The sequence below is a fragment of the Acidaminobacter hydrogenoformans DSM 2784 genome (assembly GCF_900103005.1).
Taxonomy (GTDB): Bacteria; Bacillota; Clostridia; order Peptostreptococcales; family Acidaminobacteraceae; genus Acidaminobacter; species Acidaminobacter hydrogenoformans.
This window is the reverse complement of the sequence record NZ_FMWL01000002.1, coordinates 105,753-121,001: the sequence shown is the minus strand read 5'-3', so window position 1 is coordinate 121,001 and position 15,249 is coordinate 105,753. Positions and strand designations below refer to the sequence as shown.

At 47.5% G+C, this 15,249-nt stretch carries 16 protein-coding genes; 14 read left to right on the top strand and 2 right to left on the bottom strand.

What is annotated here, in order from left to right; translation table 11 throughout:
• The 5 genes from BLP63_RS02450 to BLP63_RS02430 are packed head-to-tail and all read left to right on the top strand — an operon-like array spanning position 1 to position 4,888.
• Complete coding sequence (locus BLP63_RS02450; protein ID WP_092589299.1) at positions 1–750, top strand: Stp1/IreP family PP2C-type Ser/Thr phosphatase; 750 nt, start codon at positions 1–3, stop codon at positions 748–750.
• On the top strand, positions 735–2,702 hold the full coding sequence (gene pknB / locus BLP63_RS02445; protein WP_092589298.1) for a Stk1 family PASTA domain-containing Ser/Thr kinase: 1,968 nt from the start codon (positions 735–737) through the stop codon (positions 2,700–2,702). The genes BLP63_RS02450 and pknB overlap by 16 nt, the downstream gene beginning before the upstream one ends.
• Complete coding sequence (rsgA, locus tag BLP63_RS02440) at positions 2,702–3,583, top strand: ribosome small subunit-dependent GTPase A (RefSeq protein ID WP_242870760.1); 882 nt, start codon at positions 2,702–2,704, stop codon at positions 3,581–3,583. Before pknB ends, rsgA begins: the two co-directional genes overlap by 1 nt.
• A complete protein-coding gene (gene rpe / locus BLP63_RS02435; protein ID WP_092589297.1) occupies positions 3,555–4,235 on the top strand; it encodes a ribulose-phosphate 3-epimerase in 681 nt (226 codons plus the stop codon). The genes rsgA and rpe overlap by 29 nt, the downstream gene beginning before the upstream one ends.
• Positions 4,232–4,888: a thiamine diphosphokinase gene (locus BLP63_RS02430; RefSeq protein ID WP_092589296.1), complete on the top strand. Its 657-nt coding sequence runs from the start codon at positions 4,232–4,234 to the stop codon at positions 4,886–4,888. Before rpe ends, BLP63_RS02430 begins: the two co-directional genes overlap by 4 nt.
• A 130-nt stretch (positions 4,889–5,018) precedes the next feature.
• Here the strand turns inward: BLP63_RS02430 and rpmB are convergent, their stop codons facing one another.
• Positions 5,019–5,210: a 50S ribosomal protein L28 gene (gene rpmB / locus BLP63_RS02425; RefSeq protein WP_092589295.1), complete on the bottom strand. Its 192-nt coding sequence runs from the start codon at positions 5,208–5,210 to the stop codon at positions 5,019–5,021.
• Between the two features lie 171 nt (positions 5,211–5,381).
• Between rpmB and BLP63_RS02420 the strand changes: the two genes are divergently transcribed.
• The 6 genes from BLP63_RS02420 (at position 5,382) to BLP63_RS02395 (ending at position 11,305) form a co-directional block, all read left to right on the top strand.
• Positions 5,382–5,738 carry an Asp23/Gls24 family envelope stress response protein gene (locus tag BLP63_RS02420; protein WP_092589294.1) on the top strand — a complete coding sequence of 119 codons (357 nt, stop codon included), beginning with the start codon at positions 5,382–5,384 and terminating at the stop codon, positions 5,736–5,738.
• An 18-nt stretch (positions 5,739–5,756) separates the two neighbouring features.
• Entirely contained in the window at positions 5,757–7,412 is a 1,656-nt protein-coding gene (locus BLP63_RS02415) for a DAK2 domain-containing protein (protein ID WP_242870759.1), read from the top strand.
• A gap of 142 nt (positions 7,413–7,554) precedes the next feature.
• Positions 7,555–9,597 (top strand): ATP-dependent DNA helicase RecG, encoded by a 2,043-nt coding sequence (recG, locus tag BLP63_RS02410; protein ID WP_092589293.1) that lies wholly within the window; start codon positions 7,555–7,557, stop codon positions 9,595–9,597.
• 135 nt (positions 9,598–9,732) lie between these two features.
• Positions 9,733–10,305, top strand: a complete 573-nt coding sequence (gene rsmD, locus BLP63_RS02405; RefSeq protein WP_092589292.1) for a 16S rRNA (guanine(966)-N(2))-methyltransferase RsmD — start codon at positions 9,733–9,735, stop codon at positions 10,303–10,305.
• Positions 10,280–10,756, top strand: a complete 477-nt coding sequence (coaD, locus tag BLP63_RS02400; RefSeq protein ID WP_092589291.1) for a pantetheine-phosphate adenylyltransferase — start codon at positions 10,280–10,282, stop codon at positions 10,754–10,756. Before rsmD ends, coaD begins: the two co-directional genes overlap by 26 nt.
• Before the next feature lie 15 nt (positions 10,757–10,771).
• Positions 10,772–11,305 carry a hypothetical protein gene (locus tag BLP63_RS02395; protein WP_092589290.1) on the top strand — a complete coding sequence of 178 codons (534 nt, stop codon included), beginning with the start codon at positions 10,772–10,774 and terminating at the stop codon, positions 11,303–11,305.
• Between the two features lie 204 nt (positions 11,306–11,509).
• On the opposite strand, the gene BLP63_RS02390 is transcribed toward BLP63_RS02395, so the two are convergent.
• Positions 11,510–12,724: a nucleotidyltransferase gene (locus tag BLP63_RS02390; protein ID WP_092589289.1), complete on the bottom strand. Its 1,215-nt coding sequence runs from the start codon at positions 12,722–12,724 to the stop codon at positions 11,510–11,512.
• Positions 12,725–12,894: 170 nt separating this feature from the next.
• Here BLP63_RS02390 and BLP63_RS02385 point away from each other — a divergent pair, with 170 nt between their 5' ends.
• From BLP63_RS02385 to rpmF, 3 genes are all read left to right on the top strand, one after another.
• Positions 12,895–14,094 carry an acetate/propionate family kinase gene (locus BLP63_RS02385; protein ID WP_092589288.1) on the top strand — a complete coding sequence of 400 codons (1,200 nt, stop codon included), beginning with the start codon at positions 12,895–12,897 and terminating at the stop codon, positions 14,092–14,094.
• A 228-nt stretch (positions 14,095–14,322) separates the two neighbouring features.
• The gene (locus BLP63_RS02380; protein ID WP_092589287.1) at positions 14,323–14,832 is read left to right on the top strand and encodes a YceD family protein; all 510 of its coding nucleotides are present in this window, start codon (positions 14,323–14,325) and stop codon (positions 14,830–14,832) included.
• A gap of 13 nt (positions 14,833–14,845) precedes the next feature.
• Positions 14,846–15,025 carry a 50S ribosomal protein L32 gene (gene rpmF, locus BLP63_RS02375; protein ID WP_092589286.1) on the top strand — a complete coding sequence of 60 codons (180 nt, stop codon included), beginning with the start codon at positions 14,846–14,848 and terminating at the stop codon, positions 15,023–15,025.
• Positions 15,026–15,249 lie beyond the last annotated feature (224 nt).

The following is a 15,249-nucleotide window of genomic DNA, read 5'->3' as shown; positions in this document are numbered from 1 at the left end:
ATGAAAACCGCAGGGTTGTCACATATTGGAAAAATCCGGACCAACAATGAGGATGCCTACTACATTGATGAAAAGCTTCACCTGATTGCTGTGGCAGATGGTATGGGTGGTCACAAGGCAGGGGAAATTGCCAGCGGTATTGCAGTTGAAGCTTTGGCGTCCATGAATCAATTGGCGCAGAATGAAGCGTTGCAGCCTGCAGAGATCTATAGACAAGTGTTTTCAGATGCAAATCAGAAAATTTGGGTCAAAGCCCATGAGAGTGAAGACTGCAAAGGCATGGGGACGACATTGACGTCTGTGTGGATTCAGGATGGACTGGCTTATGTAGCCCACATAGGTGATTCCAGGGCTTATAGGATGCGTGAAGGTATCCTCAAGCAAGTCACTCGAGATCATACTTTGGTTGAAGAATTGATCAAGAACGGTTCTATTGACCGCGAAGCCGCCCTTAGCCATCCTCAAAAAAATGTACTGATGAAAGCTGTAGGCGCAGATGACAGAGTAACGCCTGACCTGCATGAAATTGAAGCTCAAGCAGGTGACTTGTTTTTACTGTGTTCAGACGGACTGACCCATTACTTGAAAGCGGAAGAAATCAATGAAATTCTAACTGCAAAAAGGACTCTCGAAGAGCGCTTGTCACAGTTGGTTGAGCTGGCGCTGGAACGCGGCGGAGCGGATAATATTACAGCTGTAGCCATTGAATTGGATGGACAGGGAGGTGAAACCCAGTGGACAGAATCATAGGACGTGTGTTGAAAAACAGATACGAGATTTTGGATAAGATCGGAGACGGCGGTATGGCGTTAGTGTATCGTGCAAAGGATATGCTGCTTGACCGAAGCGTCGCTATAAAAATCCTCAGGCCGGAATTTGTTTCCGACGAGGAATTTATCCGAAAATTCGACAAGGAAAGCAAGGCGGCAGCGAGTCTGAGCCATCCCTCCATAGTCAGCGTCTATGACGTTGGACATGAGGAGGATCTCAGATATATTGTCATGGAATTCATCAATGGCCCTACACTAAAAAAATATATCAAGGATCATGATGGATTTTTTGAAAACCGTGAAATAATCCGCGTTGCCAAACAGGTTGCCAGGGCACTTGAAAACGCGCATGCCAATCACATAGTCCACAGGGACATAAAACCCCACAATATTTTGATGGGTGCTGATGGCGCGGTCAAAGTCGCGGATTTTGGCATTGCGAGAGCGATTACCTCTGCGACAATTATCAATACGACTGATATGATGGGGTCGGTGCATTATGCTTCTCCGGAACAATCCAGGGGTGGCTTTGTCGACGAAAAGTCAGATATCTATTCCCTGGGCATTCTGATGTATGAAATGGCAGCCAAGAGACTTCCTTTCGAAGGCGAATCCGCAGTGGCAGTCGCTTTAAAGCATCTTAAAGAAGAAGCGCATGCCCCCTCTGATTTCAATCCGGCACTCAGTGTTGGCCTTGAAGGGGTTATACTGAAGGCTATTCAAAAAAATCCTGAATTCAGGTATGGCAGCGTGACAGAAATGCTTAACGACCTTGATGAGGTTCTCCTCAGACCGGATCATATTGTCATGATTGAAGGCGGAGATGAAGACGCGAAGACCATGATGATTCCTAAGATAGATGAAGAGCTCCTTTTTAACGATACACGATCCATTGAAAATACCAATCCAACGCGATTCGTACAGCGAAAGCTTGCTGAAGAAGTCGAACCGGAGCCGGAAGTACCGCAAAAAACTGATAAAAAACGACTTATTATAACGGTTTTATTAGCGCTGATCGCTGCCTTTGTATTTATTGGCGCTGGATTTATGATGAAAAATCTCTTGGAGGAGACTCAGCCGGTACCGGTACCAAATGTGACTGGACTGGATGTCGACGTTGCCCTACAACTTCTCGAGGATCACAGTTTCAAGGGCGAAATTGGAGACAGAATTTATTCGAGAAGCTATGCACCTGACGAGGTCATTTCCCAATCTCATGAAGAAGGCGCCTTGCTGAAGCCTGGGTACACCATAACACTGACACTCAGCCTGGGTACAGAATTGTTTCAGGTGCCCAATTTGGTTCAAAAGCCTCTTGCTGAAGCAGAGATCATGATCGTTAATGCTGGCTTTAAGGTTGGATCTGTGGATGAAATTGAAAATGACGCGCCAGAAGGCACTGTCATCAGTCAATCACCATTTGCGGGCCTCAGCGAGGAAAAAGGGACGGCTATAGATTTATATGTCAGCAAGGGTAAGACGCCTGGCAAATCTATAATGCCTAAAATTGTGGGCAGTGCCCTCGAAAGCGCCAGAATGACATTGGAACAATATGGAATTTCTGTAGGGGAAGTGAAATATGATTTCAGTGATACCTTTGCCGCCAATTTAGTTATTGCGCAAAGCATTGAAGGCGGTCAGGAGGTTCAGCCAGAGGATCGTGTTGACTTGGTGGTCAGTAAAGGCAAGGATCCGAACTCCACGCCGGAGCCCGTCGAAAAAACACTGACCATTCCACTGGAATTTGACCAAGAGGAATTTGAGGTAAAAGTGGTGATGGTGAAAGATGGCGCGTCTGAAATTGTCTACCAAAAGCTCCATTCAAAGGCAGAGGAACGCGTCTCCGTTACAATCAGCGGAACGGGAACTGTTGGCATAAATATATACTTCAATGACGTACTGGTCAGCTCCAGCGAAGAGGTATTCAACTGATGGGTGAAAAGCTGGTGGAAGGACGTATTGTAAAAGGCATAGCCGGATTTTATTATGTACAGGACGAATCCGGGATTCTCGAATGCAAAGCGCGCGGAAAATTCAAAAAAATGGGTTTGGTGCCTATGGTAGGTGACCGCGTCCTCTTTTCCAAACAGCATGCTGCGATTGAGGACATCTTGCCCAGGACCTCGGAGCTTGTCAGACCTACAGTCTCTAACGTAGACCAGGCCGTGATTGTCTTTGCAGTAAGGTTCCCGGATCCCAATATGGTCTTGCTGGACAAAATGACAGTTCTCGCCGTCAAGGAAGGCCTGGATGTTGTGCTTGTATTCAATAAAGTTGACCTTGATGATGCGGAGTCTCAACTCACTCAGAAGCTTGAGTCCATTTATGGTCCAACTGGCTTTAAAGTTTTGACCACTTGCTCAGTCACCGGGTTTCAGATTGAGGAACTAAAAGCGATGCTGAAAGGTAAAGTTTCTGTTTTCGCCGGGCCTTCCGGCGTTGGGAAATCTTCGCTTCTGAATGCCATCGAGCCTGGTTTGGCACTTAAAACTGGTGCTGTCAGTGAAAAGATTCAACGAGGCAAACATACGACCAGGCATAGTGAGCTTCTTGAGCTTGCATCAGGGGGATTTGTGGTCGATACACCTGGATTTACCTCCCTGGAGCTCAAGGATTTGGAGGCAGACCTATTGTCCTCCTGCTTCCCGGATTTTGAATATTACCCTGGAAACTGCCGCTTTGATGACTGTCTGCATATGGAAGAGCCGGACTGCAGGATTCGAGAGGCGGTTCAGGCGGGGAAATTATCTGATTCCCGTTACAATTCTTACGTTCTGATTTTGAATGAAATCAGGCAATATAGGAGGTATTAATTTGAAGCTTGCACCTTCGATTTTGTCCGCGGATTTTGGAAATCTGCAGGATGAAGTTATTAAAATTGAGCGATCTGGCTGCGAATATCTTCACGTGGACGTTATGGATGGGCATTTTGTGCCAAACTTAACTATTGGCCCACTAGTGCTGGAAGCTTTGAAAGGGCGAACCCGCCTTGTCAAGGACGTCCATTTGATGATCGAGCATCCGGAGCGATACGCTGAGGCTTTTGCAAAAGCCGGGGCAGACATCATTACGGTGCATCAGGAGGCCACAGTCCACCTTCACCGAACGATTCAACTGATCAAGTCCCTTGGGGTCAAAGCGGGGGTGTCGCTTAACCCTGCGACACCTGTGGCGGTACTGGAGGATATTCTGCCTGACCTGGATCTGGTACTGATCATGTCTGTCAATCCGGGATTTGGCGGACAGGCGTTTATCCCTCAGGCTCTCGAAAAAGTTGCCAAGCTAAAATCCATGGTAACAGCCCGTGGCCTGAACCTCGAAATTGAGGTGGACGGAGGCATTAAAGCGGATAACGTTGCTGAGGTCGTCCGTGCCGGTGCTGATGTCATTGTTGCGGGTTCCGCTTTGTTTGGCGCTTCTGACTTTGAGGCGGAAGTACAAAAATTCAGGACAGCGGTCAAATGAGGGTTGCGATTGTCACCGGAGGCGCCCTTGAGGATTTAGACTGGCTTAAAGATCAGCTCAGCAGCTATGATCAGATCATAGCTGTGGACCGGGGCCTGGAAGCTTTTGAGTCTATGGGGCTCATACCGGACTTCATTATTGGTGATTTTGATTCTTATGCTGGATGTGCGGATTTTGAGACGCGTTATCCGGAGACGGAAGTCATGACTTTTGATTCACAGAAGGACTGGACGGACACGGAGCTTGCACTTCACAAGGCCATGGCGCTCTGCGCCACTCATCCTGAAGGTTCGGTCATTGATATGTTTGGGGCTTTTGGGAGCCGCGTCGATCATATGTTTGCCAATTTAATGCTGCTTACCAGTATAAAAGAAAAATATCCCAGAGTACGGGCTCTTGACCCCAATAATGAGGTGGAGAGACTGTACCCTGGGACTTATGGGATTATTCGACGCGAGGGCTTTTATGTATCAGTGCTTTCTATTGACGAGGCGGCCTCAGTGTCACTTCGTGGGTTTGAATATGATGGTGAAGCGCTCCGGATGTACCGGTCCGGAACTTTGGGGGTCAGCAACAGGCTGATAGAGGATACGGGCTCTGTAGAGGTTCAAGAAGGACCGGTTTTTTTAATGCAGTGCAGAGACCGCAAATGATATCGAAGTCCTGAGGCGCATTTCAGGACTTTGGCGGCGACTCTGATTTAAAGTTTAACAGGTCCCAAAGCGTCAAAAAAGCAAAAAAGCCCGCCGCAGCAAATGGGGCAGACTTTAAGGCAGATCCAAATTAGATTGCGCGTACGACATTGCCGGAACGCATGCATCTTGTACAAACCATCAATCTTTTTGGTGAACCGTTTACGACCGCTTTGACTCTTCTGAGGTTCGGCGCCCAGGTTCTTCTTGTATGGTTGTTGGCATGGCTGACGTTATTTCCGCTGACCTTGCCTTTTCCGCAAACTTCGCATACTCTTGCCATTGTTACACCTCCCTAAAACAAATAACACATAAGCAAACTTATTCTAACAGATCATTTCTTTGTTTGCAAGTTAATCTTCAAGGAAAATAGGGTATAATGGCACAGATAAGGTTGTCACATAATTGGAATCATAGTAAAATCAATATGGATTGTAAAAGGGGAGGAAACAAGATGGCCATAAAAGTAGAAAACGCGCACGGTGCAGTTTTCATTAATAATGATGTCATTGCCACCATTGCAGGCGCTGCAGCAATCGAATGCTACGGCCTGGTCGGAATGGCCTCGCGCAATACAACTGGTGGTATTGCCAATTTGCTGAAAAAAGAAAATCTCTCCAAGGGCGTCAGGATTCACTCTGAGGATGAAGGTATCGTCATCGATCTGTTCGTCATCGTTCAATTTGGAACCAAAATCTCTGTGGTTGCTCAAAATATCATTGAACGGGTCAAATACAGCGTCGAAAACCAAACAGGCCTTAAAGTCCTGAAAGTGAATCTGAATATTGAAGGGGTCAGGGTTCAAGCCTGATCTTAGGAGGGATGACCTTTGGATATTATTAAAATTGATGGCGTGCTGCTGTCAAAGATGTTTAAGCAGGCTGCAGCGACGTTAAACAGAAATAAGAATCTGGTGGATTCACTTAATGTCTTCCCGGTTCCTGACGGTGATACGGGTACAAATATGTCTCTGACCATGAATGCCGCAATCAACGAGCTTTCGAAGTATGAAGGGGAGACATCGGTTGAGATTATCTCAAAAGCCATGTCCAAGGGGTCGCTGATGGGAGCCAGGGGTAACTCTGGCGTTATTCTGTCACAGATCTTCAGGGGCTTTGCAAAGGGCTGCCAGGAAAAGAAAGAGCTCACGTCCATTGACTTGGCCCATGCCTTGAAGGAAGCATCTGATACAGCTTACAAGGCCGTCATGAAGCCTGTGGAAGGGACCATCCTGACCGTCATCAGAAAAACGGCTGAGCTCGGCATGGATTATACCGAACAGGCGGTGCCAGTTCAGGAACTCCTTGAGAATCTAATCAAGCGCTCAGAAGAAACACTGGAAAGGACGCCTGATTACCTGCCGGTATTAAAATCGGCTGGCGTCGTTGACGCCGGAGGCAAAGGCCTGGTTTTTATTCTTTTAGGATTTTTGGATGCTGTCTTGGGGAAAGAAGTCGAAATTCAGGTCGAGCGTTCTGAGAACGTGCTGAAAGCAGCAGGGGCAGCACTTGAGCCAGAGGCGATTACTTTTGGATATTGTACGGAATTTATACTGGAAACGCTTCGGGACGATGTGCCTATTCTCCGCTCTGAGATTCAAAAACTTGGAGACAGCATGGTGTTCGTTCAGGATGAGTCTTTGGTGAAAGTTCATATCCACACGGACAACCCGGGGATGGCGCTTGAAAAGGCGCTTAAATACGGGCCGCTCATAACGGTCAAAATTGAGAATATGCGGGAACAGCATTCGAATCTTGATCATGGCGTTGTTTTGGCTGAGGTTGGGGGACAATCACCATCGGCAAAAAAACGCGTACCGGAGGAGAAGAAGCCTTACGGCATCATTGCCGTCGCTATGGGTGAAGGGTTCAGCCAAATTTTCAGGGAGCTGGGCGTGGATGTGGTCGTCGAGGGCGGACAGACCATGAACCCAAGTACTGAGGATTTTCTTAAAGCTGCAGCGGATTGCAACGCGGAACACTTGATTATCCTGCCAAATAACAGCAACATAATTTTGGCGGCGAATCAGGCCAAAGAGGTCTCAAGCCTTCCTATTTCCGTAATTCCTACAAAGTCAATTCCGCAGGGTATTGCGACGTTAATTGAGTTTGATATGGATAAATCGCCGTCCGAAAACGAGGCGGCCATGACGGCTTCGATCGATCATGTGAAGACGCTTCAGGTGACGTATTCCGTCAGGGATACACAATACGGCGATATAGAGATCAAGAAGGATGACATTCTGGGCGTGGCGGATGGTAAAATTGTGTCAGTTGGCCAGAATATCGAAAATGTTGCCCTGGACTCAATTGAAAAGATTCTCGACGAAGATGCGTCTATCTTGACGGTATATTATGGTGAAGAGATTTCTAAAACTGACGCTGAAATGCTTATTGAAAAAGTCAGCGCTGACCACGGTGATCTGGACATTGAATGCCATTACGGCGGACAGCCTCTTTACTATTATGTGATTTCAGTGGAGTAATGTTTCCAAGAAAAAAAGAGACCGGTAAAGACCGGTCTCTTCCAGTTAAAGGGGTTGGGCTGAGTGCTGCAGGATTGCATTTTTCCGGTCAGCTTTTTCAGAGCTTTTATGTTCCCTTCTTGAGAGAGGTGAATTGATAAGTATGCACACCCATTCGGACCTGACGTCGGTGAAAGGGATTGGCATCAAAAAAAAATCAGCCCTTGCACGCCTTGGAATCTTTAGTTTAAGAGATATGCTGTTTCATTATCCGAGGGGCTACGCTGATAAATCCAAGAGACGCAGTGTCCACGAAGTCGAAGACGGCGAAGTGGTTACGGTCAGCGGTAGGGTAAAATCTGTTCAGAGCTCACGAACGACCCAGGGCAAGGTCATGACGCGCTTTCATATGCTGGATGGCATGATGCCCTTTGAGCTGCTTTTTTTTAATGCAGCTTATCTTGAAAAGCAGCATTCTCCTGGAGAGGTTCTATATGCTTTTGGCCAAGCGAGACGTAGTGGACGCCAGTTGACTTTGATTCATCCGGAAATATTCAGGGAGAGTGACCAGCTCGAAAGCCAGCTGGTGATTACGCCGCAATATCCTCTGACAGAAGGCATAACACAAAGGGATATGGCGACGCTGATTCGTCACGCATTGACAACTGAGCTTCCCCAGCTGGAGGAAACCCTTCCTGCGGCTCTGCTTGCGAAGTATGGGATGCCAGGTCTTGGCGCTGCCCTTGAAGAGCTTCATTTTCCAACGGATCGTACAAGATACAAAGCCGCCAAGTACAGGCTGGTTTTTGAGGAGCTATGGTCCTTGCAGCTGAATTTGGCGCTGCTCAGAGTGGACGCAAAGCGTGGGCAAGGTATTGCTTTCAAGACAAAAGGCGTTCTCGAAGCTTTTCAGGAAAAGCTGACATTCAGGCTGACAGTTGATCAGCAACAGGCAGTTCAGGACATTTACAATGACATGTCAAAGGCTCAGGTCATGTACCGGCTTCTGCAGGGGGATGTTGGCTCCGGAAAAACCGCGGTTGCTTTCGCAGCTATGACACTTGCTGTGCATAACGATTATCAAAGTGTTCTCATGGCACCAACAGAGCTTTTAGCGGCTCAGCATTATGAAGCGCTTTTAAAGTTGTATCCTCATGAAATAGAGAGGATTGCGCTGCTGACTTCGTCTTCAAAGCATAAAAAAAAGCTTCGCGAAGGTATATCCTCCGGCGCTTATCGCTGGATCATTGGTACCCACGCGCTCTTGGAAGAAGAAGTCGTCTTTGACCGACTTGGACTGGTTATAACGGATGAGCAACACCGCTTTGGCGTGCGCCAGCGCAACCGGCTTGAAGAAAAGGGCGTGAGCCCGGATGTTCTGATCATGACAGCGACGCCCATACCGAGGACCTTGTCTCTTGTGCTTTATGGTGATGTTGACGTGTCGGTGATCAAAGTGTTGCCCGTTGGAAGAAAGCCCATTGAGACGGTGTATGTTCCGAGAAAACAATTTCAGCGGCTCTGCAAGAGTGTCGATCAGAGGATCGAAGCAGGCCGCCAGGTGTATGTCGTATGTCCGCTAGTGGAGGAAAGCGAGATGGGGTCTGAGCTGCAATCGGCAGAAGCCCTGTATGGAGAGCTGCGCGGTGGCGTGTTCAGGCACCGGCGTGTAGGCTTGGTTCACGGGAAAATGAAATCGTCAGAAAAAAATCAGGTGATGAAGGCTTTCGCCATTGGTGAGCTGGATTTGCTGGTCTCCACAACGGTCATTGAGGTCGGCATCAATGTGCCAAACGCAACGGTTATGATCATCATGGACTGCGACCGTTTTGGGCTCAGTCAGCTTCATCAGCTTAGGGGCCGAGTGGGCAGGGGCGAGCATGCTTCAAGCTGCTACCTGGTCGCAGAACAGCCCGGCCAGGTCGCGAAGCAGAGGATCAAGAAAATGGTGGAAACTCAGGATGGCTTTGAAATCGCAGATTGCGACCTGAAGCTCAGGGGGCCCGGAGAATTTTTCGGTACGCGGCAGCATGGTCTTCCGCCGCTGAAACTTGCTGATCTATCTCGACATTTGGATATTTTGACAGTTTGCCAGCAAGAGGTTCTGAACATCCTCCAGAAAGAAGCCTCTGGCCAATTGACCCAAATGGAAAAGGCACTGCTGATCCGCCGCCGGCAGGAGGCGTTCGAGCGCTTTTCAATATAATGCTGACATAATTAGCGACAGCGTGGTTTGGATTTCTGAAAAAAACCTGCTGTACATAAGAAAGCATTTCAAAAAAATTACATCTTGTATGAAAAGCGCCTTTTTTATGATAGAATTCGATAAGAAGGTGGAATTATGAGGGTCATAGCGGGCTCAAAAAGGGGTTTGAAACTGGAAGCGCTCGAAGGCTTTGAAACCAGGCCTACAACGGATCGCGTCAAAGAAGCTCTGTTTAATCTGATTCAATTTGAAATTCAAGGTGCGAAAGCGCTGGATCTCTTTGGGGGCTCCGGGGCACTGGGTATAGAAGCGCTGAGCCGCGGGGCAGAGTCTGTTGTGTTTGTGGATCAAAGCCGAGCCAGTGCGCGCGTCATCAAAAGAAACCTGGAGCGCGCCAAATTTGAGGATGCCGCGAAAATTTTAATACAAGACTGGGAATCTGCTTTGTCTCAGCTTGAGAATTCAGAGTTTGATCTGGTATTTGTGGATCCGCCTTATCACGCTGCATTAGAATCGCTGGTGCTCGAAAAACTTGACTTATATAATCTGCTGTCGGAAGATGCCATTGTCGTTATAGAGCATCCCGCATCCAGGGCTCTGCCCGAGGTGTTCGCAGGCTACAGCTTCCTTAAGTCAAGGCACTATGGCATGACGGCGCTTACATTATATAGGAGGCACTTCAATGACAATAGCAATTTACCCGGGTAGTTTTGATCCCGTTACAAACGGTCATCTGGACGTGATTGAAAGAGCCTCAAAACTCTTTGATGAAGTCGTCGTAGGTGTTCTCAGCAACAGCACCAAAAGCCCCATGTTCACCGCTGAAGAGCGCGCGCGGCTTATTGAGGAAGCGGTTCAACCATTTCCCAACGTTAGGGTGGATCATTTCCAAGGACTTTTGGTGGATTATGTAAAATCACATCAGATTGATGTGATTATAAAAGGGCTCAGGGCGATTTCGGATTTCGAAGCGGAGTTTCAGATGGCCGCAATGAACCGGCATTTGGGGCAAGGCACTGAAACTGTTTTTCTAATGACAGATGTACATTATTCTTATCTGAGCTCAAGCCTTGTAAAGGAAGTTTTTAGGTTTAACGGAGATATTAAGGGCCTGGTCCCTGACCACGTTCTGGAATATATGGTGAAAAAACTGCGATAAGGGGGAGAACAAACCATGCCGTCCAATCATCTTGATCTAAAAGTACTGGATCTTTTGGAAGAGTTTGAAAACAAAATTGAAAATGCCACTTCGGTGCCGTTGACGGGAAAAATCATGGCAGACCGGGAAGAGCTGCTTGAAATTCTGAGAGAGATCCATATTTTGCTGCCTGAAGAGTATCAGCATGTCAAATGGATCAAATCTCAGAAAAATCAAATTCTTGAAGAGGCCCAGAGAAGCGCTGATGCGCTGCTTTCCAGTGCTCAGCGTGAGGAACGCAGAGTTTTTGACAGCATTCGGGAGCACGAGGAGCGCTTGATGGATGAGGTTGAACTGAAGCGCAAACTGATGGTGGATGAGCATGAGATTGTTCGGCAGGCGCGGGAAAAGGCTGACAAAATTGTTCAAGAGGCAACTCAGTTCTCTGCCAACATGAAAGAGGATGCCTTTGATTATGTTCATGAAGTGATGAACAGAGCGACCAGTGATGTCAGTGAAGTCCTTGAGACGCTGCGCAAAAATTTGAGAGAGCTTGAAGAGTACAAATAATATGCCTGTATAGCTGAAGCTGAGGCTGAGGCTGTGGCTGAGGCTGTGGCTTAGCCACTCATTGGCAGGATCAAGGCTTAAAAACGAAAAGAAGCAGATTACCTCAAATTTGACGAGGGCAGCTGCTTCTTTTTTTGCTTCGTGCGGTCTAAGTGCCGGCTTGCGCTTATTGTTTTCGTTGTTTTTTGAGCAACATAAGTTTTATCAGCGCAGGTAAACAGGTGCCTGAGTAAAATCACTGACCGCCGGGGCCTGTCCGCAGAGCATGGCTCTTAACGCTGTGGCTCTTAAGTCGAATTGAAGCTGAGAGCCAAATAATGGATCGTTCAAATCCTTAGGCTTGACATTTGTCAATACAGGGACTCCAGCGGTTTTTTTCGCTCGCTTGAGGAGTTCCCTGCCGCGGTCGTTGAAAGCGAGGACGCGCAGATAGTTTGGAAGCTGCTCTCTGTTTTTTCCAAGCAAAGAGAAGGGAATATCCAACAGTATTTTTGAGAGGACTCTTTCTATGCGGCTGCGGGTATGACGCTTGCTTTTTATGGCCGTGACGAGGGCTTCGTAATCCTGAGAGGTTACAGCAGCGGCGAGGATTCTCTCTGGAAGTCCGTCCTCCATGTCGTGGATCTGAGACAACGACTGAGGCGTATGGAGGAGAAGTCTGTAACGCAATAAATCAAAACGCTTCCGGCTCGAAGGATACTGGTGCTCAGCAGCAATAAGGGCGTCCAGCGTCTGTGTCGGAACAGCTTTTGCCATTGTCTCTGGCGGCAGGCCTGAGAGCAGGGCATTTCTTATAGCCGAAGCGCTGGAGAAGGCTGTTTCTGGTCGCGCTTCCTCGAGCGTCAAATCGTGGTAATCATGACCTGCTCTTTTTACTGTGAAGGGGATGAGTGCAGCGTCCAAAGCATTGATCGCTTTCAAATATTCAATGCCCAAGATGTCATTTGGCGTTTCTGCGGCACCGAGCCCTTCCGCTTTCATCAGCTTTGCTTTCAAAGCGGGATAGCTAAGCTCTGGGTTCGCGTTTCGTGCTTTTAACCACTTCGCGTCCAGGTGGGAGAGCGTGGTGACGGCATTTTTCAAGTTGTCGAGAGACCCGCTTTCGCTGCCAAAACTGAGCTGCTTTACAAAACCGAGCTGGTTTAGAAGATGAACGCCTGCTGTGGCGAAGTATTCAGCACTGGATACTGCGAATAATGTTGGCAGTTCAATGACGAGGTCGACACCGCCACTCACCGCTGCCGCGGCCCTGACCCATTTGTCGAGGAGCGCAGGTTCGCCGCGCTGGACAAAGGAGCCGCTCATGACTGCGACGACGGCATCTGCGTTTAGAAGTCGCTTTGTCTCAGAAATATGATACTTGTGTCCAAGATGAAAAGGATTATATTCGGTGATCATCCCGACAATTTGATCCGACATGGTCTGCGGCCTCCTTAACTAAAATTCTAAAATGCTATAGTGATGCAATCTTTGTGAAATATTTAGTGAATTTTGTATACAATTTCCGTTTCTCACTTGTAATATTTCTTATTTAATTTATAATAATAACGAGTGAAGTTCAAACGATTTTAAATTTTGGGAGGTATATTATGAACGTATTGGTTATTAACTGCGGCTCATCTTCTTTGAAGTATCAGCTGATGAATATGCAGGAAGAAACGCTGCTCGCGAAAGGTCTCGTCGAAAGAATTGGTATTGAGGGGTCAGTCCTGAAGCACGAGAAAGAGGGCAGAGAGAAAGAAGTGATCCTGGTGCCTATGAAAAACCACAAAGACGCGCTGAATGAAGTTCTTAAAGCGCTCGTGGATGAAAATTATGGCGCTGTCAAGTCCCTTGACGAGATTGACGCTGTTGGACACAGAGTTGTTCATGCAGGAGAAAAATATAGCGGTTCCGTTCTGATCACAGAAGATGTCAAAGCGGCACTCGAAGAGTGTATTGACCTTGCGCCACTTCACAACCCACCAAACATCATGGGTATTGAAGCAATTCAAGAGCTGATCCCTTCTGTTCCAAACGTTGGCGTTTTTGATACAGCTTTCCATCAAACTATGCCGCCACAAGCCTATATCTACCCAATTCCTTATGAGTACTATGAAAAGTACAAAGTTCGCCGCTACGGCTTCCACGGCACAAGCCACCGTTACGTCGCAGAACGTGCTGCGGACATGATGGGCAAGCCAATTTCTGAGCTTAAGCTGATCAGCTGCCACCTTGGCAACGGCGCCAGTGTTACTGCGATTAAAAACGGCATTTCTGTTGCGACAAGCATGGGCTTTACGCCGCTTGAGGGCCTCATCATGGGAACGCGCTGCGGTGACATTGACCCGGCAATTATTACGTTCCTCATGGAAAAAGAAAATCTCGATATTGAAGGCATCAACAACGTGCTCAACAAGAAGTCTGGCGTCCTTGGCATCTCCGGCGTCAGCAGCGACTTCAGAGATATTGAAAACGCTGCGAAAGATGGCAATAAGCGCGCTGCACTTGCCCTTGAAACCTTCGACGACCGCGTCAGACAATACATTGCGGCTTACGCGGCAGAAATGGGCGGCGTAGACGCAGTAATCTTCACTGCCGGCCTTGGTGAGAACTCAATCTCCAACCGTGCAGACATCTGCAAGAACCTCGAATTCATGGGCCTCAAAGTCAGCGACGAGCGCAACAACGTCCGCGGCAAAGAAGCGTTCATCAATTCAGATGATTCAAAAGTCAAAGTTCTCGTCATTCCAACGAACGAAGAGCTGATGATTGCCCGCGACACAGTAGAAATCGTCAACAGCCTGTAATCCTTTTAGAAAAAAGGAATGTGAGTACTGAGCAGGACGCGAGCCTTTTGGTTCGCGTCTTCTTTTGCCAAAACACTTTCATTTTTATTCCCAAATTTGGTGTACAAAACATAGGGATTCGGTGTATAATGACAGAGTTGTTGAGCGGAGGTCATGTGGCAAGTAATTATGCTTGACAAAAGATCCTGCCGCTTATATAATTATCATGTTGTAAACTAGAGGTGTCATATGATTCTCAATCTCACAAATGTGATCAGCGGAAAGCTGAGCCAAATGCCATTTGAAATGACGCTTACCCCGGAACTATCCGAATTTGAAATCTATGGCGCGGAAGGAATTTCGCCCTTCGAAGTCAAAGGTGTCGTAGAACGCCGGGGCGTAGAGCTGGAAATTGATGTCCACTATTCGGGCACTTTAAGGTTTTCATGCAATCGTTGTCTCAAGCCTGTCGACTTAAAATTCGAACAGGATGTGACAAAGCGCATCATCAGGCAGGGCGGCGAAATCATTGAAGAGGATGAGGATTCCCTTTTCATTGATGACTACAGCGTCGACATAGAACGACTTGTGGTCGACGAAATCCACCTCTCAATGCCAATTCAAGTCTTGTGCGACGTGTCGTGCAAGGGCATTTGTCCAAATTGCGGAAAATCGCTGAATGAGGATGAATGTACATGTTCCGAGGACAGGGTCGACCCTAGACTCGAGAGCCTCAAGAACTTTTTTAGTCAGAATTAAGGAGGTGTGATCAATGGCAGTACCTAAGCGTAAGATTTCCAAAGCAAGACGTGACAAGAGAAGAGCCTCGAACATCAAGATGGACGCTCCGAACATTATAGAGTGCCCACAGTGCCATGAGCCAAATGTACCGCATCGTGTCTGCGGCTCTTGTGGTTACTATAAAGGCAAAGAAGTCGTTTCCGTCAAGTAAGAGTGCCATTTAGTTTCATAGGCAAGGGATTGCAAAGTTTTCAGAGCAGGTTGACTCAACCTGCTTTTTGCATGCCCGGAATGTACAGTCTATGGCTGAGCTTATGATTTGTTGTCAGCCATAGAGGAACATTTTTGAAGTATGTTTGTACAGTACGCCTAAGCAGTTCTCAGAGGACTTTGCAAAGTATTTATGTTATAATAGGACCAGGCGCTAAAAGCTAC

Bases quoted from the DNA above. Each gene is read 5' to 3' on its own strand.
- rpe (WP_092589297.1), top strand. From the start codon at position 3,555: ATGAAATCAGGCAATATAGGAGGTATTAATTTGAAGCTTGCACCTTCG.
- rsmD (WP_092589292.1), top strand. From the start codon at position 9,733: ATGAGGGTCATAGCGGGCTCAAAAAGGGGTTTGAAACTGGAAGCGCTC.
- recG (WP_092589293.1), top strand. From the start codon at position 7,555: ATGCACACCCATTCGGACCTGACGTCGGTGAAAGGGATTGGCATCAAA.
- coaD (WP_092589291.1), top strand. From the start codon at position 10,280: ATGACAATAGCAATTTACCCGGGTAGTTTTGATCCCGTTACAAACGGT.
- rpmB (WP_092589295.1), bottom strand. From the start codon at position 5,210: ATGGCAAGAGTATGCGAAGTTTGCGGAAAAGGCAAGGTCAGCGGAAAT.
- BLP63_RS02450 (WP_092589299.1), top strand. From the start codon at position 1: ATGAAAACCGCAGGGTTGTCACATATTGGAAAAATCCGGACCAACAAT.
- BLP63_RS02430 (WP_092589296.1), top strand. From the start codon at position 4,232: ATGAGGGTTGCGATTGTCACCGGAGGCGCCCTTGAGGATTTAGACTGG.
- rpmF (WP_092589286.1), top strand. From the start codon at position 14,846: ATGGCAGTACCTAAGCGTAAGATTTCCAAAGCAAGACGTGACAAGAGA.
- BLP63_RS02380 (WP_092589287.1), top strand. From the start codon at position 14,323: ATGATTCTCAATCTCACAAATGTGATCAGCGGAAAGCTGAGCCAAATG.
- BLP63_RS02385 (WP_092589288.1), top strand. From the start codon at position 12,895: ATGAACGTATTGGTTATTAACTGCGGCTCATCTTCTTTGAAGTATCAG.
- rsgA (WP_242870760.1), top strand. From the start codon at position 2,702: ATGGGTGAAAAGCTGGTGGAAGGACGTATTGTAAAAGGCATAGCCGGA.
- BLP63_RS02420 (WP_092589294.1), top strand. From the start codon at position 5,382: ATGGCCATAAAAGTAGAAAACGCGCACGGTGCAGTTTTCATTAATAAT.
- BLP63_RS02390 (WP_092589289.1), bottom strand. From the start codon at position 12,724: ATGTCGGATCAAATTGTCGGGATGATCACCGAATATAATCCTTTTCAT.
- BLP63_RS02395 (WP_092589290.1), top strand. From the start codon at position 10,772: ATGCCGTCCAATCATCTTGATCTAAAAGTACTGGATCTTTTGGAAGAG.